The sequence below is a fragment of the Blochmannia endosymbiont of Camponotus sp. genome (assembly GCF_023586365.1).
Classification (GTDB): Bacteria; Pseudomonadota; Gammaproteobacteria; order Enterobacterales; family Enterobacteriaceae; genus Blochmanniella.
On the sequence record NZ_CP097759.1, the window covers coordinates 672271 to 696807 of the forward strand.

The window sequence follows — 24537 nt, forward strand, 5'->3', positions numbered from 1 at the left end:
TATCTTACATAGCTCATCTATTAATAATGAAATATCAACAAATTATTTTAAAAATAAATAACCACTTGAAATTTATATCAATAAGAGTTCTAAACCAGTAGTTACCACAATGTAACGATTTAATATTATTGATATATATACAAATATTAATATATGCAATTTAGTCTTATGATCTTAATGAGATATATAATAAAATTATATGTATTGATAATTTAAACATACGTATAGAACGTTATTATATGTAATTGATAATATTTTACATCGAATGCCCAAAACCATGCGACCCACGTTCGGTAGGTATAAATGATTTAACTATAGAAAACTCAACTTGAATTATTGGCATAAAAACTAATTGTGCTATTCGTTTTCCAGGATATACAATATACTTTTTTGACCCGCGATTCCATAAAGACACTATCAATTCTCCTTGATAATCTGAATCAATGAGTCCCACCAAATTTCCCAAAACAATACCATATTTATGCCCCAAGCCTGATCGAGGCAAAATAACACCTGCTATTTTTGTATCGGAAATGTGTATCGCAATACCAGTAGAAATTAAATGAGTTTTCCCGGGATAAATGGTCAAAGGTTTATCTAAACAAGCTGGTAAATCTAATCCAGCAGATCCTAATGTAGCATATTTTGGCAAATAAAAATGCTTATAAATTCGATTATCAATAATTTTAACATTAATTACTTTCATTATAGCGATGAATAATTTCATTAATAAGTTGTTGTGCCAACAATTTTTTTTTTCTTAAAGGCAATATAACACTTCCCTTATTCCAAAATAGATATAAAGCATTATTATCGCTATTGAATCCTTGGTTCATATGAGAAATATTATTAGCACAAATTAAATCCAAATGTTTACTAATACGTTTATCTTGAGCATATTTTTTTATATTACTAGTTTCAGCGGCGAATCCAACGACATAAGGACGGTTTTTAATTAACGACCCTACTTCTGCCACAATATCGGGGTTTTTAACCATAATTATTTTTAAAGTATTTTTGTTCTTTTTAATCTTTTCAAGAGAAACATGACAAATACGATAATCTGATACCGCTGCACAACCGATAAAAATTTGTTGATTATTAATATCCCGCATAACTGCTTCTTGCATGTCTAACGCAGAAACAACATTAATACGTTGCACTCGAATAGGAGTACGTAAATTTACTGGACCTGCAATTAATGTCACTTTTGCTCCTTTATCTGCAGCGGCTTGAGCGATAGCAAATCCCATTTTTCCTGAACTATAATTAGTAAAAAAACGAACGGGATCTAAGGCTTCGTGAGTCGGACCAGCAGTAATCATGATATTAAGATGATTTAAAGAGCTATCATGAGAAAAGTAATGTTCTACGTATTCAGCAAGTACTTTGGGATCTGTCATGCGTCCATAACCAATATCATTACAAGCTTGATATCCATAATCTGGACCCCATATTAAAACTCCTCTTTTTCGTAGAATATCTAAATTTGTTTGAGTTGCAATAGCTTTATACATTTGTTGATTCATGGATGGAGCAACAGCGATGGGAGCCGCTGTAGCTAAACATAAACTACATAATAAATCATTAGCTAATCCCACAGATAATCTAGCTAATAAATTGGCTGTAGCCGGAGCAAGTAAAACCAAATCGGCCCATTTAGCTAATTTTATGTGAGGCATTGTGGTTTCTATTTGAGGGGTAAGAAAATTGTCCAAAACTGGATGACACGATATTGTTTGTAAACTTAAGGGAGTAACAAATTTTTTTGCAGATTTTGTCATGATCACTCTTACTTCTGAACCTTGTTCTTTTAAACATCGTACAAGATCTATAGTTTTATATGCCGCGATACCACCGCTTACTCCTAATATGATATGTTTATTAATTAAGCCCGTCATATTATATTTCACATGATATTGAGATGATTTAATTTTATTTATACTAACAAAAATTATCAATTTTTGTTAGTATAAATAAAATTAAATCATCTCAATATCATGTGTTTCAGAAAATCTGCAATTACATTGCACACAGCATAAAAATTTCATACAATACATCTTAACTCTATTATATATAGAGACATATGTATGGGAACGTATACAAACAATAATAAAAACAAAAATTTAATAACTTAAATTTACTGTATTTAAACATATTTGGTACTATGTGAGTATTTGACGTTATTTAATTTTCTTATGCTTTATAGTGAAAAAATTAACAATTGTGATGTGTTTGACATACTTAAATTAAGTACTTTAAATAATGTCAAATCTCGTAGACTAAAAATAGGAATAAATAAAAAAAATTGTTTTTATTATTTTGGTTGTAAATAATCGTTCAAACAAAAATTTAGAGGAGAACATATGGCACGAGTGTGTCAAGTTACCGGAAAACGTCCTATGAACGGGAATAAACGCTCTCACGCAATGAACGCAACGAAGCGTTGGTTTTCACCTAATATTCATTCTCATCGTTTCTGGGTGGCAAGTAAGAAACGTTTCATTGCATTACGATTATCTACTAAGGGAATAAGATTAATTGATAAGTTTGGAATTGAATATTTTTTCACCAAAATATATACTAAAAAGTAAATAATATTCATTAGGAATAATGCAATGGCTAAAGAAAAACGAGAAACAATCCGTTTATTTTCTTCTTCTAAGAATGGGCATTTTTATAGCACTACAAAAAACAAACGTACTAACTCTGAAAAAATGACATTAAAAAAATATGATCCTTTTGCTCGAAAACATGTAATATACATAGAAGGTAAGAATAGTTAAATAAAGACGAGGTTGAATATCCAACGATATATTACAAAACGACACAGTCTCAATGCATATTGAGACTGTGTAATGTATTTAGGTTAAATTCTTAAAACATTATGACGTTAAGTCTATATTAGCTGTTTATATTCATATATTTTTATACAAGTGTCAACAGAAAAACATCACGTCTACACATACAGCATTCAAGTTCTATGTGTTTTTGTCTTTTTTAGAGAAACAAAATGTTTTTGTATTTTTCTCGGTATTACGTAGTTTTTCAATAACCTTCTCAGCGATAAAATTAGGTATAAACCGATCTATTCTCCCCCCATATTGAGCAATTTCTTTCACTAATTTAGAAGAAAGCCATGCCCATATATCTGTAGATATTATAAATACAGTCTCTACCTCATTCGATAAGTAATTATTAATTTTTGCAAGTTGTATTTCATATTCAAAGTCTGATCTAGTTCTGATTCCACGAATTAAAATATTCACTTGTTTTTTTTTCATCACGTTTATGATTAGGTCATTAAACCCAAACACTGTTACATGATTTAACATTGCAGTTGCTTGCTTTGCAAATATTACACGTTCTTCAAGACTAAACAAAGGATGTTTTTGAGAATTTTCAGCTACCGCTAAAAATATTTCATCAAAAATTTTATGCGCTCTAGTAATGATATCTAGATGCCCATAAGTTAATGGATCAAAAGTTCCTGGATACATAGCCTGAATTGTCATGATACATTTAATAATTTATGTTTTTTTGAAAATAAAAAGACTACAATATATATATATATTTCAAATATGTTGAACTACATTTAATTTATATGAAAATACAGTTCCCAACGAAAATCTGGAATGTCTAAACTGATTCAATAATTGAATCAGAAAGTCTGACACGAACATAAGTAAATTATCAAAACTTTTTATAAATTAAATTGCTTTATATTTATATTTCGATATATATAAAAATTTCGTTAATATTTAATGAAATATTTATGCCAACAATGGAATACGATGATTTTTGATACAGTAATATTTCAAATAAATATAGTAACCATTTTCAGTGATATTTATACCTACAACATCATAATAAAAATTTTGAGCACGTCCGTTATTTTCTGTATTAATTAAATATTTTTGTGATTATACACCTTTCCCTAAAAATATAAATAACTTTAATATTAAATATTTATTTATGTATGAATTCGTAAAAATTACGATAAACATCGTTCTGATTATATGAAAAAACAAAAATTATATTTTCATTAAAATTATTTTTTGATAACACTACGCCTCATTCAACATATTATGATAATTTCTTTTTAGATATTGCAATTTTTAGCTTAATTTTATGCTATAGTTAATTTAATAAACAGTCATTTGTAAATATTTTAATATTTAATAACAACTGTCATATTAATTCATAACCATTTGCAAAACATCGTATGACAAGTTATTTTTGAACTAATAAATAATTATCCAATAAACACAATAATTGCTGTAATGCTCCTTGATTATGTTGTAGTACCTTGATGGCTCTATGACCATAGTTTACACGACACTGTTGATTTACTAACAACATAGCAATAGCCTTCACCAAGGATTCCGTGTCAGTGACTGTGATTAATCCATTTGACTCACATAATTTAACGCAAATATCATTAAAATTAAAAGTATACGGCCCCATAATCAATGGAATAGAATGTGCTGCTGGTTCCAACGGATTATGTCCTCCATGTTTTACTAAACTGCCCCCAATAAATGCTATATCTGAAACACCATATAGTAACATTAACTCTCCTATAGTATCATTAATAATTACTTGCGTTTCTTTAGATGGAGCAACCTTGTCACTTCTCATGATATAAGAAAATCCAGCTTGTTCAGTAATATTTTTGACATTAATAAAACGTTCTGGATGACGTGGAGCCAGAATCATCAGCAAATTAGGAAACCTTGTCAAGAGACGTTTATGTGCTTGTAGTAATAATATCTCTTCCCCTTCATGAGTACTGCTAGCTATCCATACCTGCCGTTTTTTAATCCAAGTTTTTTTTAAAAATGAAATTTTATTCAATAAATCCTGGGTCATTTCAATATCGCATTTTAAATTACCTGTAACAAATAATTGATTTTTTTTTAATCCTAACTTAAGAAATCGAGAAGCGTCTTCTTTATTTTGAGCAGCAATTAAAGTAATACGTTTCATAATTAATGAAATAAAATAACTAAATCTTTTATATCCAGTAAAAGAGCGAAATGACAATCGAGCATTAGCAATAATGAAAGGAATCTTGCGCTGATATAATATATTTATGAGATTTGGCCATAATTCAGTTTCCATAGCAATAACTAATCGCGGCTTAACTTGATTAATAAATCGTTTCATAGCGCCAGGTAAGTCATAAGGTAAATAACTGCAGTGCGTATTATGACTGAATTTAGATCGCGCTAATTCTATCCCTGTGGGAGTCATCGCGGTTAATGTGATTGTTATTTCCGGATAACGTTGCTGCAAAGCACGTATCAGGGGGGTGGCCGCTAATGTTTCTCCTAAGGAGACAGCATGTAAAATAATTCCATCAGATTGGATAGATTTTCTATAAAATCCGTAGCGCTCCAACCAACATTTACGATACGTTGGCGATCGTCTACTACGCCATAACAATCGTATCCATATTATAGGCTGAGCAATATACATTATTATATTATATATTGTAATGTATAGTATAAACATATAATATCTCAAAATAATCAATTATTATATTCATAATTACTAATTTAATCATTTTACCTGCATTTACCCATATAGCTATGCTGGATACAATATATTTTGATGGTCAATACCTATATAAATTTTAAAAAATAACCTATCTGAGTAACATACCCTATGTTTCTTCTATTTTTTAATAAATTATGTTTATAAAATATTTTTTACTTTAAATCAAAAAATAATAAATTCTCATAAATATCCTTTAAAACTAAATATTATATTGTATATATAAAACCCATTAATTACTGATTTAACATTTATTGAATCATTCATATGACTTGTTAATTACGACAATCATCGATCATTTATACAATATTTATAAAAACGATATTTATAATAAATAGATTACATAAACTATAAAATCTGATTATTTTTTATATAACTGAAAACTTAAATTAATCATTCAAATAAATACATATAATATAAACATATTATTTTTACATTAAGAATTTGTATTTACATCAATCATATATTGAATTTAATTTAAAAACCTATTACGTAGTTATCATTAATACTACAAAATTCACAAATTTGAAAATTTTATTGATATATATAATGAAATTTATTTCAAGTTGCTTGAAAAATAATTTTTTATTACTTGTTACTATTTTGTATTTAAACAAAATTTATTTATTCAAATTTATAAAAATATATAAAAATTAATTTTATTGTAATTTATATATATGGTACATATATATAAATTACATTATTAAAAATTAAACAATAAAATTAAACTGGCGTATGTACTTTATTCTTTTAATTTTATCGTATATTTATCTATTTCCGCCGCAACGTAATGATAGAAACGAATTGCTCATTCAGAATAAAATTATGTTAAAAATAATCTTATTTTTATAATTTTAAATATTTTGAGAAATTTATTTTTTTACGTTAGTATATTTATATTGCAATTTTAAATGATAAAAATAACTTATATTATAACCACGTAACTATGTATGATGAAATATATATTTCGCAACTGTTTGCTTCATAGTATTGGATGCAAATCTTCACTGACACAGGATAAAGAGTATGATTACTATATATAATATTTTCAGTATTGCCACATAGTTACTAACTACTATAGAAATTTCCCAGATATTATATATGAATTATATATAAAATATATGTTAATCACTTATCGGATTAGATTGTAAATGCATTTGTTTTTATATGCATAAACCTGATTATATCTTATTATTTTATTTATAAAATAAAAATTTTTAGTAAAATGTCAATAATAAAATTAACAGTATCATATGCTTTAATTATAATATTTTTAAAAAAATAATAAAAATATTTTTTTATTTAATCGAAAAAATTAATATCTGTTATTATCTGTAAATTTTAATTTTCCTTAAATAATATTAAATGATTAAAAATAATAAATATACACAATGAAGATGTTCTAAAAATCTAATATTTTAGAATTATGTTCAAATTTTACATCAATACGATTTCAAGAATATCACAGTGCTAGAATGATGAAGAAATTTTGGTGTTTTTTCTTAAAAAAGTCATTAATTCATTAATTAGACCTAAATGCTTTGAAGTAATTATGATCGAATGTTAAATAATCTTAATTTAAAAATACTAATGTTCATCATAAACAATATAATTTTTTATGATATTATTCTTTTATGGAAATACAATTATTTACTTTTAAATCATATGAACACTATCGCTCCTAATGAGCGAGATATTTTTATTAAACAAAAAACATCCATTTATAATCAAAGCATTACAATTAACATAAGGTTAATATAAAAAAATTAAAAAATGTTATAAAATATATTTTAAATTTAAAATTTTTTGGAATGATTCCCAGACGTGTACAGGGGTCAAGTGTTTCATTTTTTTAGTTGAAGATCGTAAGACGATTTGGTTTTGTCCATATGTTCCAATTAATTTAGGATTAGTTGGGCCATATAATGTTACGTTAGGGCAACCGAGCGCTGCTGTCAAATGACTCAGTCCAGTATCAACAGATATTACCGCTGTTGCTCCAGATATTTGGATAGCAATCTCTTGTAGCGTTAATTGTGGTAAAATTATTATTTGGTTGCAATGTAATCTCGCTAACCGATGGGTACGTAATTCTTCACTTTTTGTCCAAAAAGGTAATTTAATGCGATATCCTGCATCAATAGCAAATTGAGCAATAATACTCCAATGCAATTCCGGCCAAAGTTTTTCAAATTTAGTAGTAGAATGGAAAAATATTAAATAAGGAGCATGATGTTTTTGCGGAGGAAATAAATGTTCAATATTATACTTGCCTATATAAGATGGCACAGGATATTTTAAGCTGAGAGAAAAAAGCTGTCGAATGCGTTCTACAGCGTGTTGATTTTTATTGGAATAATGTCGTTCATGATAAAACAAAGAACTAATAGATTCTCGTACACTTATATAGTCCATACCATGTTTTTTGCCACATGTCATACATGTTACTAACAATGATGTCTTCAATAAACCTTGAGCATCGATAATCACATCATATTTTTTTTTTAATTGTATACAACATTCACTATATTTCTTCCATGAAGACAGTTTATACCAATTTTTTATCCAAGATCTAAGGTTTATAGGAATAATTTGATGTATTCCTGGATGCCATCCAAGAATTTCAGAAAAAGTTTCTTCTACAATCCAATCAAATAATATATTTGGTACAATATTTGATGCATCAGTAACTGCAGGTAAAGTATGTATAATATCTCCCATAGAAGAAATTTTTATAATTAACACTTTCATGACAATTATCTTGCTTGATTAATCAATGTAATAATGTTTTTAATGCCCTCAAAACTTGATCTGGAGTAATATCCATTAAACTGCTATGATAGCCATATAGGCTATCACCATTGCGCATAGTATAATATCCTTGCATATGACGAATCACAATAGATTGAGAAAATAAAGGCGGAGTAAACTGAGGATTACTAGGTCCATACAGCCCTATTACAGGGCGTTTTAATGCGCAAGCTACATGCATTAAACCAGAATCATTACTAACAATTCCTGTACAGGCCGCTATTATTGCAATAGCTTCTCCTAATGATGTAATTCCTATAAGATTGTTACAGTGTTGTTTCATATTCTTAAGAATACTATGTTTAATAAATCTATTAATTAATTGATCTTTAGGTGATCCTAATATTACTACATGATATCCATAATGAATCAATCGAATAGCTAATGTTATGTAATGATAATGAGGCCAACTTTTCGCTAATCCAAATTCCGCTCCCGGGCATAAACCAATCAATGATTTTCTGTGACAATACAAATTAAATTTGTACAATATATCTTCAATTTCTTTTTCATTTACATTTAATTGAGGTAACGGTAGTGGACAAGGTAAATTATAAAAATTTTTCGTAACATTATAATCACATGCCAAAGCGGCATAACGTTGTACCATTAATGGGAATAATTTTTTGTTAAGTATTCTCAAATCATTCAGTATACCATATCTCATTTCTCCACACCATCCAGTCCGAACCGGAATACCTGCAAAAAACGGTATTAAAGCAGATTTAAATGAATTAGGTAATATTATCGCTTGTTGATATTTCTCATTTTTTAAAAATTTTCCGAGATGATAACATTTCGATAGCTCTAAAACCCCATGCTCGTAAGGAATAAATAATATTTGATTAATTTCAGGCATATGATTAAATAAATCCTTGCACCACATCGGAGTAAGGACATCAATCTTAATGTTGGAACGGTATTTCTTAATCAACAATCGATACATACTATGTGAGATCATGGTATCGCCAATCCATGAAGGACTAATAACTAATATTTTCACAACGAAAATTTCATTCACTTAATTATTACAATGCTCAACATTATTGCATGATAACCAATTTAAATAACGACATATACCTTGATGAAGGTCAAGGAATTTTTTACAATAACCCGCCTCTCTTAACTGAGAGATATTTGCCTGAGTAAATATTTGATAATGATCACGAATTTGTTTTGGCATAGAAATATATTTAATGGTCATATTTTGATCAAAAAAACTTAATACGATATTAGCAATGCACTCAAATGATTCAGATTTTCCTGTTCCACAATCGAAAATTCCAGATATGTTATTATTCCATGCCCAAAGATTTATATCAACTATATCTTCAATATGTATAAAATCTCGTTTTAACTGTTTACTTCCAATAAATAGTGTTGGGTGTTTTTTGCTGATAATTTGTCGATATAATTGAAATATTATACTAGCCATACTGCCTTTATGTGCTTCACAGGGACCATAAACATTAAAATATCTTAATCCGCAAACCTGAGATGCAACTTTTGGCAATATAGAGCGCACATATTGATCAAATAGAAATTTGGAATAACTGTATATATTCATGGGTTGTTCATATGTATGGGACTGCAGAAGCACTCTGGTATCTTTACCATATACTGACGCAGAAGAAGCGTATATAAAAGGAATTTTGTTTTTAACACAATAAAATAATAGATCTTTAGAATATTGATAATTATTCTCCATCATATACTTACCGTCCCATTCAGTAGTAGAAGAACAGGCTCCTTCATGAAACACTACGGCTATATCCTTAATATAAGAATTAACAGGATTATTCAGTATATTATTGATAAAACAATTTTTATCTATATAGTCCGAAATATACAAATTCTTCAGATTGTTATATTTTTTTCCATTCTTTAAATTATCTACCACCAAAATATTTTTGTATGCAATTTTATTTAAAGACTTAATAATATTGCAACCTATAAACCCTGCTCCGCCAGTGACTACAATCATACATTCTCACATAATTACATGCATACCTAAATACAATTAATACAATAAATTTAAATTATTTTATATAACACAACATCATAAAAATAGTGTTTTAATATTTAATGGAAAAGTATATAACCTTAAGTTATTTACTGTATAATATATACATATAGTAACTCCACAATTTTCGATTATATTATTTCCAGAATCATTACAGAAAATACAATGCAAAAAAATTATTTGCTATTGTCTGGTGTATAAACTACTCAGGATGAGAATATATCACAAATAACTTTATTTATTGAATTATTCAAAAAAAAATGTACTAGTTTTCTACTTTAACATAGAATATACTGATTTTATGATGCGCTTGTGACATAAAATCAGTATATGTGTGTTTATACTCATTCATGATGTTTATATATTAATTTGGTATCATGTTATCAAATGTAAAACATATTTATTATCGCGGTAATATCGTAATGATTCATAATTTTTCCATCTTTATTAAAAAAATATATGTGACACTCCATGATATAAATAAGTTTTAGTATATTATGTAAGATTTATTTTTCAACCAAGTCTACAATCTATGTATATTCAAGAAATAATAACATTTTTACAACGCCATATAATACTCAGTATTATATGGACGCTTTTGTTAATCGCAGTGTTATACACTACAATTAATAGTTGGTTATTCGGGTCTTCTGAAATATTACGTGATAAAGCAATTTATCTAATGAATAAAAAAAATGCGATAGTAATAGATATTCGTAGTCAAGATGATTATCATTCGGGACATATAACAAACAGCATTAATGTTTCAATAGAAGAAATTAAAAATAATAATATTTGTAAATTTAAAAGGTTTAAACAGCATCCATTGATTATTGTACACGATAATAATGCGCTAGCACACTCAATTAAACAACATCTGTATAAATTGAAATTTGAAGAAATATATGTACTACATGGTGGGATAGTCGGCTGGAAAGCTGATAATTTTCCTCTTTTATTAAAAAAATAAAGCGTTAAAATAATGAGAATAAAAAATGGCTTATATTGAAATTTACACAAAAAAAGATTGTCCTTACTGTGAACGAGCCAAAGCATTGTTAACAAAAAAATCTTTAGATTTTAGAGAAATTTCTGTAGATTGCAGTAACTTATCAGATAATCTAAATATAGAAATGAGGCAGCGCTCTGGTGGCCGCACTACATTTCCGCAGATTTTTATAGATGATCTACATATTGGAGGATCAGATGATTTGGTACTTTTAAATGACCAGGGAAAATTAGATCTAATCTTAATAAATACAAAGAGTTAATAAATTATGATTACTTATTAAATCGAGATGTATTGGGGGGTTTTTTGTGTTGAAAAACAACAGTAATAATGTCTTATTTCATATACAAAGAATCTATACTAAAGATATTTCATTTGAAGCGCCGAACACTCCTGGAGTGTTTCAAATAAATTGGGATCCAAAAATTAAGGTAGATTTAAATAGTGATGCTAAGAATATTCACACTAACATGTACGAAGTAGTATTACGTGTTACTGTTACTGCAAAAATTGGGGAAGATACAGCTTTTTTATGTCAAGTAAAACAAGCTGGAATTTTTAATATTTCAGGACTAAATAAAATACAAATGATACGTTGTTTTAACGTACATTGCCCGGGTATTTTATTCCCCTATGCTAGTGAATGCATCAGCAACCAAGTGTCTAGAGGCACTTTCCCTCAACTTAACTTAGATCCAATTAATTTCGATATTTTATTTGTGCAGTCCTTACAAAAGAAATGTGATGATACACTTAAAATTTAATATACTAAAACAGTCAGTTTAAATTATTGTGTCTATTAGATATCCTAATATAACCATCATTGGGGCAGGTTCCTATGGAACGGCCATGGCCATTGCATTATCTAGAAACGGTCATACCGTATTATTATGGGGGCATAATGCAGATCATATTCAAAAACTCCAAATTAATCGATGTAATCACGCCTATTTACCCGGGATTTCTTTTCCGCCATCATTGTATTTAGAGAAATCGTTGTCTGTAGCTTTATCTACTTGCCGAAATTTATTGATTGCGGTTCCAAGTCGTGTATTTGGTCATGTTTTGATGCGATTAAAACCAAATTTAAAGAGCAACACTCGTATCATCATAGCATCTAAAGGTTTAGAACCAAAAACTGGACGTTTATTACAAGATGTAGCATATGATATTTTAGGAAAAAATATTTCTATTGCAATTATATCTGGTCCAACTTTCGCTAGGGAACTCGCTATGGGATTACCCACGGCGATAACACTAGCTTCTAATGATACTATATTAAATTATGATCTACAAAATACACTACATTGTAGTAAAAATTTCAGAATATACAGCAACACAGATACTATTGGTATTCAAATAGCTGGAGTAGTAAAAAACATTATTGCTATTGGAGCAGGTATTTCTGATGGCATAGGGTTTGGATCCAATGCGCGGACAGCATTAATTACGCGAGGTTTAGTAGAAATGTCTCGTCTCGGTATAGCAATTGGAGCGATACCAGACACTTTTATAGGCCTAGCTGGATTAGGAGATTTGATATTAACTTGCACTGATAATCAATCACGTAATCGTCGCTTTGGAGTATTATTGGGACAGGGTTTCGAGATACATCATGCTCAAAAAAATGTTGGAAAAATAATAGAAGGATTTCATAACATAAAAGAAGTACATATGTTATCCATGAAATACAAAGTGGATATGCCCATTACCGAACAAACATATCAGATACTATATCAAAATAAAAATGTTCATGATGCAGCTCATTCTTTATTGGAACGTACACAAAAAGAAGAAAATTAATAGTTAAATAATTAATAATTAGATTTGAATTATCATTCATACTACGATGATCAGGTAAATGTATGACTTTAAATATATTAGAAATAGTTTGGAGTAATATTCAAATTGAAGCAAGATTGCTAATTGACTCTGAACCTATGTTGACTAATTTCATATATACGACCCTATTAAGGCACACAAACTTTAAAGATGCATTAATTTATATATTATCTAAAAAATTAACTAACACAGATATATCTACAATTACTATAACTAAGATATTAGAAGATATATGCGGAGCCGATGATAATATCATTACTTCTGCTGCACAAGACATTTATGCAATACGTTTAAACGATCCATCTGTCACTAAATATTTTACTCCTTTTTTATATTTAAAAGGATTCCATGCATTGCAAGCGTATCGTATTTCTCATTGGCTATGGACGCATAATCGTCAAGAATTAGCTATGTATTTTTATAATCATATTTCCACTATTTTTAATGTGGACATTCATCCTGCAGCAAGTATCGGATACGGGGTTATGATAGATCATGCAACTGGAGTAGTGATCGGAGAAACATCAGTCATAGAAAATAATGTATCTATAATGCAATCTGTAACCTTAGGCGGAACCGGAAAAATAAGTGGTGATCGTCATCCTAAAATTAGACAAAAAGTAATGATTGGAGCTGGTTCTATTATTTTAGGTAATATTGAAGTAGGATATGGGGCTAAAATTGGAGCTGGTTCTGTCGTACTACACTCTGTACCGCCTCATGCTACAGTCGCAGGAAAACCCGCTAGACTTATAAAAAAAATTAATAAATAACAATAACTTAATAAGCCTTGCTACATATAAAAATATATATATATTGTATTATACACACTACTGTTACTAAATATAATTTTAGATACCACTGCACATATCAAGTATCTAAAAAGTTTATATATTTATGTAATAATTAACATATAAAAGATATTCAATATTTTTTTATTACAAAATTAATAATGTGCCCGGAAAACGCAGATGTATTACACTTAATATGTAATTTTATTTAAATACATGCAATTTGATGCATTGTATATGAGATTTAAAATAATCGTATATTCGATATATCAGTTATATTGATATATATATATATTCTTTTCGTATTTCAATACTTTACAAGATAATCCTTGTGATATGATTCATGTAATTGAATCCGTTTACTAATATAGAGATATTATCAATATCAAGAAAATATCATAGATGTACAAAATTACAGTATTTAATTACAAGCAAATACATGCACATTGTTATCATAACAATAATTAAAATAAATAATACTTCCAATGTTCAATATTTAGAAAACATATTAGATAAATTTTTTTAATTTGATTAAATATTAATAAATTAAAACTAGTAACAATTTCACATATAACTGTTGTATATATTTGATATAGCCTTTTATTTTCGTATATTTACATAATTATAGTCTGCTGTATATTATAACATAATAGAGTTCTGTGTTTATGATAAAAAGAGTAGGAGTATTAACAAGCGGCGGGGATTCTCCAGGAATGAATGCCGCTATTCGAGGTGTAGTGCGGGCAGGTCTTTCTGAAGGACTAGAAGTATATGGAATACATGACGGTTATTTAGGATTATTTCAAGATCGAATGATACAATTGAGTCGTCGTAGTGTTTCAGACATAATAAATCGCGGTGGAACTTTTCTTGGTTCTGCTCGTTTTCCTGAATTTAAAGAAGATGCCACTAGAACAATAGTTATCAATAATATCAATCAACGTAGCCTCGATGCTCTCATAATCATTGGAGGAGATGGATCTTATTTAGGCGCTAAGAGATTGAGTGATATAGGATTTCCTTGTATCGGATTGCCTGGGACTATTGATAACGATGTTGCTGGAACTGATTACACCATTGGTTATTTTACAGCTTTAGAAACAATTGTTGATGCAATTGATAGATTGCGTGACACATCTTCTTCGCATCAACGTATTTCTATTGTAGAGGTAATGGGGCGTTGTTGCGGTGATTTGACTATGGCGGCAGCAATAGCTGGGGGATGTGAATTTATTGTAGTCCCTGAAGTAAAATTTAACCCACAAGATCTAGTAAACGAAATTAAATCTGGTATTTCTAAAGGGAAAAAACATGCAATAGTAGCTATTACAGAACGTATTTGTAATGTATTTTATTTAGCGCGATATATTGAAGAAAAGACTGGTAGAGAGACTCGTGCTACCGTTTTAGGATATATCCAACGTGGAGGCAAACCTGTTGCATATGATCGTATTCTAGCGTCTCGGATGGGAGCATATTCTATTGATCTGTTATTAAAAGGTTATGTAGGACGCTGTATTGGGGTACAAAATGAAAAATTGGTACATCACGATATTAACGATGCTATACAACATATGCAACGTCCATTCCGTCGGGATTTATTGAGAACAGCCAAAAAACTATTTTAAATTATTTATAATTATCACAAATAACTTATTTCTTAAATAATACTATCATTTATATAATCTGATTATGTATAGCTTATTCAAATCATCACTTATTTAGTTTTTTGAACTGTTAATATCGTTATTTGTTATCAACAATGTATTATATTAGCATATTTCCGAAATATTGTTAATCAGGATATGGTTTCTTATGTTTTTCAGCAGTTTGTACAATCATAGAAAAACTATTCGCGTTTAAAGAAGCGGCTCCTACTAATACACCATCAATATCTTTTTGATCAAAAAATTGAATAACATTTTCTGGTGTGACAGAACCTCCATACTGAATCGTTATGTTGTCAGCTATAGATGCGTCATAACTTGCAATATAATCCCGGATTGATTTATGAACTAATTGCACGTTTTCTGGAGATGCGCTAACACCACTTCCTATAGCCCATATAGGTTCATAAGCAATAACTGAATTCTTAAATGCTTCTATACCGAGTAATTTAATGACTGTTTTAATTTGATTAATACACACTGACTGTGTGTATCCAGAATCGTATTCTTTTTTATTTTCTCCTATACATAAAATAGGAATTAATCCAACTTTTTTTATGATAAAAAATTTTTTAGCAATATCTGCATCATTTTCTTTATGATGTATTCTCCGTTCAGAATGGCCTATCAGAGCATATCGTGTGTTAAGATCTTGTAACATTTCTGCTGAAATATCGCCGGTAAACGCTCCAGATAAATGAATATCAACATTTTGAGCGCATAACTGAATATGACTATTCAATAAATAACGCTTAACCACATCTAAATACATCACAGGAGGAGCTATAGCTACACTACATTTAGAAATATTATAAAATTCATTAACTAATGCAATAGTTAAATTAGTTATAGTATTTTTATTGCCATTTAATTTCCAGTTTCCTATTACCAATAAACGCCTCACATCATCTCTCCTATAGAAATACTTCATAATAATAATGTATGATGAGCAATCAATGTTTAATTCGCATTAAACAATATAATACTATGTATTACACGACTAGCATGTATATACTTAAAAAAATGCGTAATTGTGCATTGCAACATGCTGGTATTATAAAAGATGCACGATAATAGATAGTTTTGTAACATACTGTCAGTTACAATTGTAATATATGATCACCGTGTTTATATTACCAATAACGTTCTTGAGTAACATGACCTGGTTTACATCGTAAATGATCTTTCATTCCGTATTTTTTATTCAATATTTCCTTAGTATCCTGTATCATTTGTGGATTTCCGCATAACATCACGTGACTATTGTTAATATCCAATTGTAATCCTACTTTTTTTTCTAAAGAGTCATTTTTTATCAAAGCAGGTATACGTCCAAAAAGTGAACTAGACGATTCTTCTTGACTTATGATTGTTTGCACATGTAATTTACCATTATAAAAGCTTTGTAATTTTCTTATTTGAGATAAATAATTTAAATTTTTAGAAAACCTCACTGCATGTACTAATACAATATTTGAAAATTGACACAATCTTTTATCATGATCTTCGAGTATTGATAAATATGGGCCAATCCCTGTCCCGCTAGCCAACATCCATAAATTTTTACAATTTGGAATTTCATTGAGTATGAAACGTCCGTATGCTTTTTTAGTAAGCATCAGAGTATCACCGGGACGTAAAGTACATAACAATGGGGTACATTTCCCTTTTAATACAGTAGCTATGTAAAATTCTAGATTTGGATTATGCGGAGCATTAAGATATGAATAAGCACGTTGTACGATTATATTATTTATCTTGATCCCTATTTTAGTAAATTGCCCAGCGACAAATGTATTTACTGGAGCTCGTACAATAAGACTAAACAACTGATCTGTCCAATTTTTTATATTAATAATTTTTCCGATGACCCATGTAGACATAAAATTTACCCGTATTCAGTTATATTCAATATTTAATCGTATTAAGTAACTTCATTGGTATAATCAGAATCAGTATTGAAATTTATATCCATTATTATCTACCCCTTAAAAACTAACACAAGATTTCGACATAAAAATTTTATCTAAAAAAAATCAACATAAGAATATCCGTAATTATTAACTATTCGATGGAATGTAATTTTATGACATTAAAACAATAGTACATTTAATCAGATATTTTAACATCGCAATTTTCATAAAAATCATTCTATGTAAAAGCTCTTTTATTTATAAAACCAAACACTACAAATAACGTAGCAACAACCATTATAGCGATACTACTTATATAGTAGTAATATTTTTTAATTATATTCGTCACAACATGTATGAACTAATCTATAGCGATTTAGAATTTAAGTTACTCAAATCAATGTTACTTTAATAATTTGATTATTTTTTGAAAATATATTTTCATTATATAAATAATTGTAGTTGTAATTTTTATAAGCTTTACTACCATAAAGATCGTACATTACTATTTATATTAATAAATACATGACAATTTATGTTAGTTTTTAATAAAACTTACAGTCATAAATAAAAACATACGTATTCTGATCGCCCTGAACAACAACTATGTTGCATACTTGTTTCAAATTTAGTTTATTGAATATAATAGTTGATTTAAAGCGATTATAAATGTGCATAATACCTTATAAAACTCATTGTTGTAATTTACAACTAACTATATGTTTCCAGAAAACACATAAGACTGCGTATTGATTAGATAAAAACATCTATTATCATATAATTGTATATGTTGTATTTATGAAAAAACGCGACTATAAGTAGCGTATATTGTATTTGCTACATTTATACATATTATGAAATGGATATTTATTAGTACCCTATATTCAATTTTAAAAATTCAACAATTATTATTCTATCAAAACTTATTACATAAAGTAAATATTTGTATTATTTGATGAGATTAGGGTATTGTACGTTTGTGAATATAAATATATATACTCACGTGGTTGTATATACAATTTCAATAGATTATTTGTAATGATAAACATCAAAAAATAGTTTGAATTGTTATCAGAATAGATACCGATGTGTAAGATATAGCAAAATTTTTTATTTCAACCATATATAAGTAAGAATTTTATTAAATTGTTGCTAATATATTAGCAACAATAGGTCATGAATTACTTTTGTCATTTAATAGTGTCGCTGTAAGTACAGCAATAAATATTATGAATTTTGTATAAAATTTATCACGAACATGTATTTAAATAGATCAAATATACAATAATAATTTTAATGAATAGAAATATTTAGTTATATATGAACGTACAAACATCATAACCTATTAAGCGCATAAAATAAATTTATAATTTATGTTTATTATGATAACATATCAGTTTATCAGAAACATGAATATTTAGTTGATATCAGAATATATTATGAAGAAAAATGTGCATCCAAAATACAACGAAATATCTGCATATTGCTCGTGTGGAAATGTTATTAATACTAAATCTACTTTAACTCGAAACTTAAATATAGATGTGTGTAATTTGTGTCATCCATTTTATACAGGTACACAACGTATACTAGATACACGTGGGCGTGTAAACATTTTTAATAAACGCTTTAATCTTTCTATTAATGCTGATTTTTTACCGATTGACAAAAAATTGAATAAAAAATAAATATAGGTCTTACTTATATATAAGAACACAATGCAACATCATAGTCATTCATGCTATACTTTAATAGAAAAAGTAAACATGAGTACATTAAGTTTCATGGGGGAATTGATTCATATCAATATATATGTAGATTTTAGTTATTACCAGTAATTTATATGTAGTATATACTGTGGTTAGATAAAACTACATTAAATCTGGTTAATAAAAATATTTTCGTACACATAGAAGATTTCTATACTTATAAAGTATCAGTATTTTTTAGAAATATAGGTTAGTTTAATTATTATTATGAATATAAAGAAATCCACAATTAGCGTTAGAAGTGGTTTAAATAGCGACGCACAACATGGATGTGTTGTGCCTCCTATTACTCTTTCAACTACTTATAATTTTTTTGGATTAAATCAGCCTCGTCCTTATGATTATTCACGACGCAAAAATCCTACACGTGATGTAGCTCAGCAAACTTTATCAGATTTAGAATATGGAAAAAGCGCGATCATGACAAGTAGTGGCATGTCTGCTATTTATTTGATATGTTCTGCTTTGCTTGAACCAAACGATTTATTAATAGCGCCTTATGATTGCTATGGAGGTACTTATCGATTATTGGATGCATTAAACAAAAAAGGTGTATGCAAAGTACTATTTATTGACCAAAATGATACACAGATTTTATTAAAATCGTTAACATATAAACCTAAATTAATTTTCATAGAAACTCCAAGTAACCCTATGCTCCGAATAGTAGATATCCATACTCTTTGCAATTTCCAAAAAGATATCTTATATGTTGTAGATAATACATTTATGACTCCAGTATTTCAAAATCCATTAATTTTAGGTGCAGATTTAGTAGTACATTCTTGTAGTAAGTATTTGAATGGACATTCGGATTTAATAGCAGGAGTAGTAATATCTAAGGATACATACATTTCGGAAAAATTAACTTGGTGGGGCAACACTCTTGGTATTACTGGAAGTGCCTTTGATAGTTATCAGTTGTTGCGTGGTATGCGTACTTTAATGCCGCGTGTTTATCAACAACAAAATAATACCAAAAACATTATTGCTTTTTGTCAAAAACAACCCCAAATCAATGCATTATATTATCCGGGATTACCCACTCACCCTGGGTATAACATTGTTTGTAAGCAACAAAGCGGATTTGGATCGATATTTAGTTTCGAGCTTAAGGGTACTAAAACCGTTTTAATACAATTTTTACGATCATTAAAGTTATTTACATTAGCAGAATCGTTCGGGGGGGTAGAAAGTTTAATTGCTCATCCAGCCACTATGACGCATGCTGCTATGCCAGAGCATGCTAGAAAACGCGCTGGAATCAGTGATATGCTGCTTCGTGTTTCAGTAGGACTAGAAGATAGCGACGATCTTATTACTGATTTAGAACAGGCATTTTCATCAATACAATGATGATCTCGCCATACTATTATGTCTATTGTTAATCAGTTTTATTATTAACAAACATTAATGGACGCGTTATTATAAAGTTTTATTTATTAATTAAGCAATCACAAAGTTCATATATGCAGTTAATATTTTAAATAGCCTTTATGTTTAATTAATGAAACGTTTTCTATCGTGGATCTATCTGCGATAGAAATTGAAATAATAATTTATTGCGCTAATGTAATATATAACGAAATATTTTATCAATGAGTAACATTCGTTAAAATACCCATCATACAGCTTTTTTTAGATTATTAATCTCAATGATTAATTATGTAATGATGATTTTTATTTTAAAAATAGTGTATGGTCTATATAATAGATATATCTCTATAAGCATCTATTTTATAGCTTCAAGAGGGAAACATGAGCATGTTCCATGCCACCCAACAAGCGATATTAAATCAATATCTAGCTGAATTACAAGGAAATATTAATGTTTCATTTGAATTTTTTCCTCCACGTACCGATGAAATGGAACAAATATTATGGAAAACTATAAACAAGTTAAGCACATTGAATCCTATTTTTGTTTCTGTAACATACAGCGCTCACTCTGGAACACGAAATTATACTGATAAAACGATTAAAGACATAAAAAAACGTACTGGATTAATAGCAGCTCCTCATTTAACATGTATTAACGAAACCCCTCAAGCATTACAAATTATTGCTCAAGAATATTGGAATAATGGTATTCATAATATAGTTGCATTAAGAGGCGATCAAATGAAAAAAACCTATCAATCGTCTATGTATGCTGCTGATTTAGTATGTTTATTAAAAAAAATTGGGAATTTTGATATTGCAGTAGCTGCTTATCCAGAAGTACATCCAGAAGCAAAAAACGCGCAATCAGATTTAATTAATTTAAAGAAAAAAATAGATGCCGGTGCGAATCGAGCAATCACTCAATTTTTTTTTGATGTAGAACAATATCTAAGATTTAGAGATCTTTGTGTGTCTGTTGGGATTGATATAGAAATTATTCCTGGAATATTGCCTATCTTTAATTTTCGTCAACTACAGCAGTTTATCACTTTTACTAAAGTGAAGATACCGCATTGGATATATGTAATTTTTCATGGATTAGATCACGACTTAGAAACACAGAAAATGATTGGAACATTTGTAGCAATAGACATGATCAGAGTCTTGCTTAAGGAAGGAGTAAGAAACTTTCATTTCTATACTCTTAATAGATCAGATTTAACATATGCAATATGTCATACTTTGGGAATAAAAAATAAAAAAATATAATATATGAGCAATATTTTAAAAAATTAATTAAATGATTACGTCCATCACAAATCATAATTTAAACATGATAAATTTACTTCTTAGATTCTTTTAAATATATGTATATCGAAGAGCTGAATTTTCAAATAAATAATAAATATTGTATTAGATTCATGATCAGTCAAATATATTATATATGTTTTATGCGCATTGTATAATCAAACTATATACAACATTTTTTGATGGAAAATAATAGAACTTCAAAGAATATATAGTTATAGATGTTATCATTACAATACGAAGGATAAGGATCAACATAGTATTTATAAACATGAAAAGATTTTCGAATAAAAAATATATACTCTATATTAAAAGATAGTATTAAAAATCATAGATTACATTACGTACGTATTCAATTTATGACCATTTTATATATGGTGTATAAATTAAATAATTAATAAAAAATATATGACTTATCTTAAAAATACACACAAACAACCAACAATTTTAATATTAGACTCTGGGGTAGGTGGCTTATCTATTTATACTGCGATACGAAAATTATTACCACATGTACGTTATCTATATTTTTTTGATAATCAAGCCTTTCCTTATGGCGAACACTCCGAATTCTTCATTATAAACCGTGTAATCTCTATAATTAAAGCTGTACAAAAACAACATCAATTAGATCTTATAGTCATCGGTTGTAATACTGCTAGTGTAGTTTCATTAAAAATATTACAGAATCATTTTCTATGTCCCATTGTCGGGGTAATACCCGCAATTAAATTGGCGTCTAAATTAACTAAAAATGGCGTTATTGGTGTCTTAGCAACGCATCGTACTGTCAATCATGATTACACTTGGAGTCTTATAAAACGTTTTGCCAATAAATATAAGGTCATGTTACTGGGTACGTCTGAATTAGTACACTTAGCTGAATCTAAAATGTATGGCAAAAAAATACCAATATCAATTCTTCGTAATATTCTCACCCCTTGGTTAAACATGAAACAACCTCCTGATACTGTAGTGCTTGGATGTACTCATTTTTCTTTATTAAAAACAGAATTAATTACCGCATTGTCTTCAAATAGCTATTTAATAGATTCGAGACACTCAGTCGCTAAACACAGCTTACGTTTGCTACGCAAAAACACAAATAATCCTATAAACAATTTTTGTTTTTACAGACCAAACAAAGTCTATTGTTCTATGAACACAGAAAAAACTATCAAATTAAAATCTATTTTATTATCTCATTATAATTTCTTTTCTTTAGAAATATTATCAATATAAACTGAACACATTATTTTATTTCAACAAGAAACACGCTGTTTGTTAGTTTAATGAGCAATCAAAGAAATTTAATTATTCTATTTCATAGATACAATATATATATATTTACATTTAATAGCAATTTATAGATTTTTATGTCGAATTATTTCATTTAATTTTTATTTTAGCATATATTATTTGATAATAAACATCTATCTAAACCGTACTGTATAGATGCATTTATTAACTTTAAATTAATACTACTAACGAATGTACAACACACTCAAAACAAACTGTAAATTAACTTTTCATCAAAATATGTTTTTATTTAATTAAATTAATAATACATCAGCATTACTCATTTTAATATCAATAAATACAAAATTAATTATATTTTATGCATTTAAATCTTATTCACAACCTATTTAATTGTGGAAAAATCAAATTTTATAATTATATTATTTTTATTTGCATGTTTTTATGAAACTTGTTACAGTGTAATTGATTAATGCGGGGCTATAGCTCAACTGGGAGAGCATCTGTTTTGCACGCAGAAGGTTAGCGGTTCGATTCCGCTTAGCTCCATTATAACGTGCATACAGAATATTATATAGATTGGATTGCTATGTAATATAGGTAAATATAAAAAATGTACATTTAATATTTTCTAATAAATTTAAAATATGTTAGTTGATGACTATCAGTCATCATATAAATTACAACGGTGCGGTAGTTCAGATGGTTAGAACATCGGCCTGTCACGCCGAGGGTCACGGGTTCAAGTCCCGTCCGCACCGCATGCTTTTTATAATACAAAGGGGTGTAGTTCAAATAGGTAGAACGTCGGTCTCCAAAACCGGGTGTTAGGAGTTCAAGTCTCTTCACCCCTGTATAATCCAAACAGTATCAAAGCTTATTTTTTAGTATAAATGTATTTATACTCATTTTTATTTTCAATATTTTCGATTAAACATGATTTTCATATAAAACTGGAGAATCATGTTGTTAGTCAATACTCGTCGCATTGTTTCTGCGGCGTGTATTGACTAAATTTACCCACGTATTTACGTTAAAATTCCATGTTTTTAAACTGTATAAAACCAATATATAATTTAATAAACTGTAATTTTGATTATATTCTATAAGATTTTATTAATTATAATTTACTCACAATTTCACACAATAAAATTAATTTTATTGCCTAAAATTTTAAATATTAAAAATATATATAATATAATAAT

At 28.3% G+C, this 24537-nt stretch carries 21 protein-coding genes and 3 tRNA genes; 15 read left to right on the top strand and 9 right to left on the bottom strand.

All coding sequences use genetic code 11. From position 1 onward, the window contains the following. Positions 1 to 256: 256 nt before the first annotated feature. Both dut and coaBC read right to left on the bottom strand, forming a co-directional pair. Complete coding sequence (gene dut, locus M9407_RS02805) at positions 257 to 709, bottom strand: dUTP diphosphatase (RefSeq protein ID WP_250237423.1); 453 nt, start codon at positions 707 to 709, stop codon at positions 257 to 259. After that, complete coding sequence (gene coaBC, locus M9407_RS02810; RefSeq protein WP_250236965.1) at positions 693 to 1901, bottom strand: bifunctional phosphopantothenoylcysteine decarboxylase/phosphopantothenate--cysteine ligase CoaBC; 1209 nt, start codon at positions 1899 to 1901, stop codon at positions 693 to 695. Before coaBC ends, dut begins: the two co-directional genes overlap by 17 nt. A gap of 465 nt (positions 1902 to 2366) precedes the next feature. Here coaBC and rpmB point away from each other — a divergent pair, with 465 nt between their 5' ends. Together rpmB and rpmG are read left to right on the top strand one after the other, a co-directional pair. Beyond that, entirely contained in the window at positions 2367 to 2594 is a 228-nt protein-coding gene (gene rpmB, locus M9407_RS02815) for a 50S ribosomal protein L28 (protein ID WP_250236966.1), read from the top strand. A 24-nt stretch (positions 2595 to 2618) separates the two neighbouring features. After that, a complete protein-coding gene (gene rpmG, locus M9407_RS02820; protein ID WP_250236967.1) occupies positions 2619 to 2786 on the top strand; it encodes a 50S ribosomal protein L33 in 168 nt (55 codons plus the stop codon). A 195-nt stretch (positions 2787 to 2981) separates the two neighbouring features. Here rpmG and coaD read toward each other — a convergent pair whose 3' ends face one another. The 5 genes from coaD to rfaD form a co-directional block, all read right to left on the bottom strand. Then, positions 2982 to 3515, bottom strand: a complete 534-nt coding sequence (gene coaD, locus M9407_RS02825) for a pantetheine-phosphate adenylyltransferase (RefSeq protein ID WP_250236968.1) — start codon at positions 3513 to 3515, stop codon at positions 2982 to 2984. A 718-nt stretch (positions 3516 to 4233) separates the two neighbouring features. Then, positions 4234 to 5517, bottom strand: a complete 1284-nt coding sequence (waaA, locus tag M9407_RS02830; protein ID WP_250236969.1) for a lipid IV(A) 3-deoxy-D-manno-octulosonic acid transferase — start codon at positions 5515 to 5517, stop codon at positions 4234 to 4236. Between the two features lie 1818 nt (positions 5518 to 7335). Then, entirely contained in the window at positions 7336 to 8310 is a 975-nt protein-coding gene (gene waaC / locus M9407_RS02835; protein ID WP_250236970.1) for a lipopolysaccharide heptosyltransferase I, read from the bottom strand. A 22-nt stretch (positions 8311 to 8332) separates the two neighbouring features. After that, positions 8333 to 9373 (bottom strand): lipopolysaccharide heptosyltransferase II, encoded by a 1041-nt coding sequence (gene waaF, locus M9407_RS02840; protein ID WP_250236971.1) that lies wholly within the window; start codon positions 9371 to 9373, stop codon positions 8333 to 8335. Between the two features lie 18 nt (positions 9374 to 9391). Beyond that, a complete protein-coding gene (gene rfaD, locus M9407_RS02845) occupies positions 9392 to 10354 on the bottom strand; it encodes an ADP-glyceromanno-heptose 6-epimerase (protein WP_250236972.1) in 963 nt (320 codons plus the stop codon). Between the two features lie 571 nt (positions 10355 to 10925). On the opposite strand from rfaD, the gene M9407_RS02850 reads away from it, so the two are divergent. From M9407_RS02850 to pfkA, 6 genes are all read left to right on the top strand, one after another. Then, entirely contained in the window at positions 10926 to 11363 is a 438-nt protein-coding gene (locus M9407_RS02850) for a rhodanese-like domain-containing protein (RefSeq protein ID WP_250236975.1), read from the top strand. A 25-nt stretch (positions 11364 to 11388) separates the two neighbouring features. Further along, complete coding sequence (gene grxC, locus M9407_RS02855; protein WP_250236977.1) at positions 11389 to 11664, top strand: glutaredoxin 3; 276 nt, start codon at positions 11389 to 11391, stop codon at positions 11662 to 11664. 46 nt (positions 11665 to 11710) lie between these two features. Further along, a complete protein-coding gene (secB, locus tag M9407_RS02860; RefSeq protein ID WP_250236979.1) occupies positions 11711 to 12166 on the top strand; it encodes a protein-export chaperone SecB in 456 nt (151 codons plus the stop codon). A 28-nt stretch (positions 12167 to 12194) separates the two neighbouring features. Continuing rightward, on the top strand, positions 12195 to 13205 hold the full coding sequence (gpsA, locus tag M9407_RS02865) for an NAD(P)H-dependent glycerol-3-phosphate dehydrogenase (RefSeq protein ID WP_284309694.1): 1011 nt from the start codon (positions 12195 to 12197) through the stop codon (positions 13203 to 13205). A gap of 62 nt (positions 13206 to 13267) precedes the next feature. Beyond that, positions 13268 to 14017 carry a serine O-acetyltransferase gene (cysE, locus tag M9407_RS02870; RefSeq protein ID WP_250236982.1) on the top strand — a complete coding sequence of 250 codons (750 nt, stop codon included), beginning with the start codon at positions 13268 to 13270 and terminating at the stop codon, positions 14015 to 14017. 683 nt (positions 14018 to 14700) lie between these two features. Continuing rightward, entirely contained in the window at positions 14701 to 15663 is a 963-nt protein-coding gene (gene pfkA / locus M9407_RS02875; RefSeq protein WP_250236984.1) for a 6-phosphofructokinase, read from the top strand. A gap of 166 nt (positions 15664 to 15829) precedes the next feature. On the opposite strand, the gene tpiA is transcribed toward pfkA, so the two are convergent. After that, the gene (gene tpiA / locus M9407_RS02880; RefSeq protein WP_250236986.1) at positions 15830 to 16606 is read right to left on the bottom strand and encodes a triose-phosphate isomerase; all 777 of its coding nucleotides are present in this window, start codon (positions 16604 to 16606) and stop codon (positions 15830 to 15832) included. A gap of 229 nt (positions 16607 to 16835) precedes the next feature. Beyond that, complete coding sequence (locus M9407_RS02885; RefSeq protein ID WP_250231729.1) at positions 16836 to 17585, bottom strand: ferredoxin--NADP(+) reductase; 750 nt, start codon at positions 17583 to 17585, stop codon at positions 16836 to 16838. 1469 nt (positions 17586 to 19054) lie between these two features. On the opposite strand from M9407_RS02885, the gene rpmE reads away from it, so the two are divergent. From rpmE to M9407_RS02920, 7 genes are all read left to right on the top strand, one after another. Further along, the gene (gene rpmE, locus M9407_RS02890; protein ID WP_250236987.1) at positions 19055 to 19303 is read left to right on the top strand and encodes a 50S ribosomal protein L31; all 249 of its coding nucleotides are present in this window, start codon (positions 19055 to 19057) and stop codon (positions 19301 to 19303) included. Positions 19304 to 19591: 288 nt separating this feature from the next. Beyond that, on the top strand, positions 19592 to 20740 hold the full coding sequence (metB, locus tag M9407_RS02895; protein ID WP_250236989.1) for a cystathionine gamma-synthase: 1149 nt from the start codon (positions 19592 to 19594) through the stop codon (positions 20738 to 20740). 402 nt (positions 20741 to 21142) lie between these two features. Beyond that, a complete protein-coding gene (gene metF, locus M9407_RS02900) occupies positions 21143 to 22036 on the top strand; it encodes a methylenetetrahydrofolate reductase (RefSeq protein ID WP_250236992.1) in 894 nt (297 codons plus the stop codon). Between the two features lie 447 nt (positions 22037 to 22483). After that, positions 22484 to 23317: a glutamate racemase gene (gene murI, locus M9407_RS02905; protein WP_250236993.1), complete on the top strand. Its 834-nt coding sequence runs from the start codon at positions 22484 to 22486 to the stop codon at positions 23315 to 23317. Between the two features lie 491 nt (positions 23318 to 23808). Beyond that, positions 23809 to 23881: transfer RNA gene (locus tag M9407_RS02910), tRNA-Ala, on the top strand. Positions 23882 to 24019: 138 nt separating this feature from the next. Then, positions 24020 to 24093 (top strand) — tRNA-Asp (locus M9407_RS02915). 19 nt (positions 24094 to 24112) lie between these two features. After that, a tRNA-Trp gene (locus M9407_RS02920) sits at positions 24113 to 24186 on the top strand. The last annotated feature ends 351 nt before the right edge of the window (positions 24187 to 24537 follow it).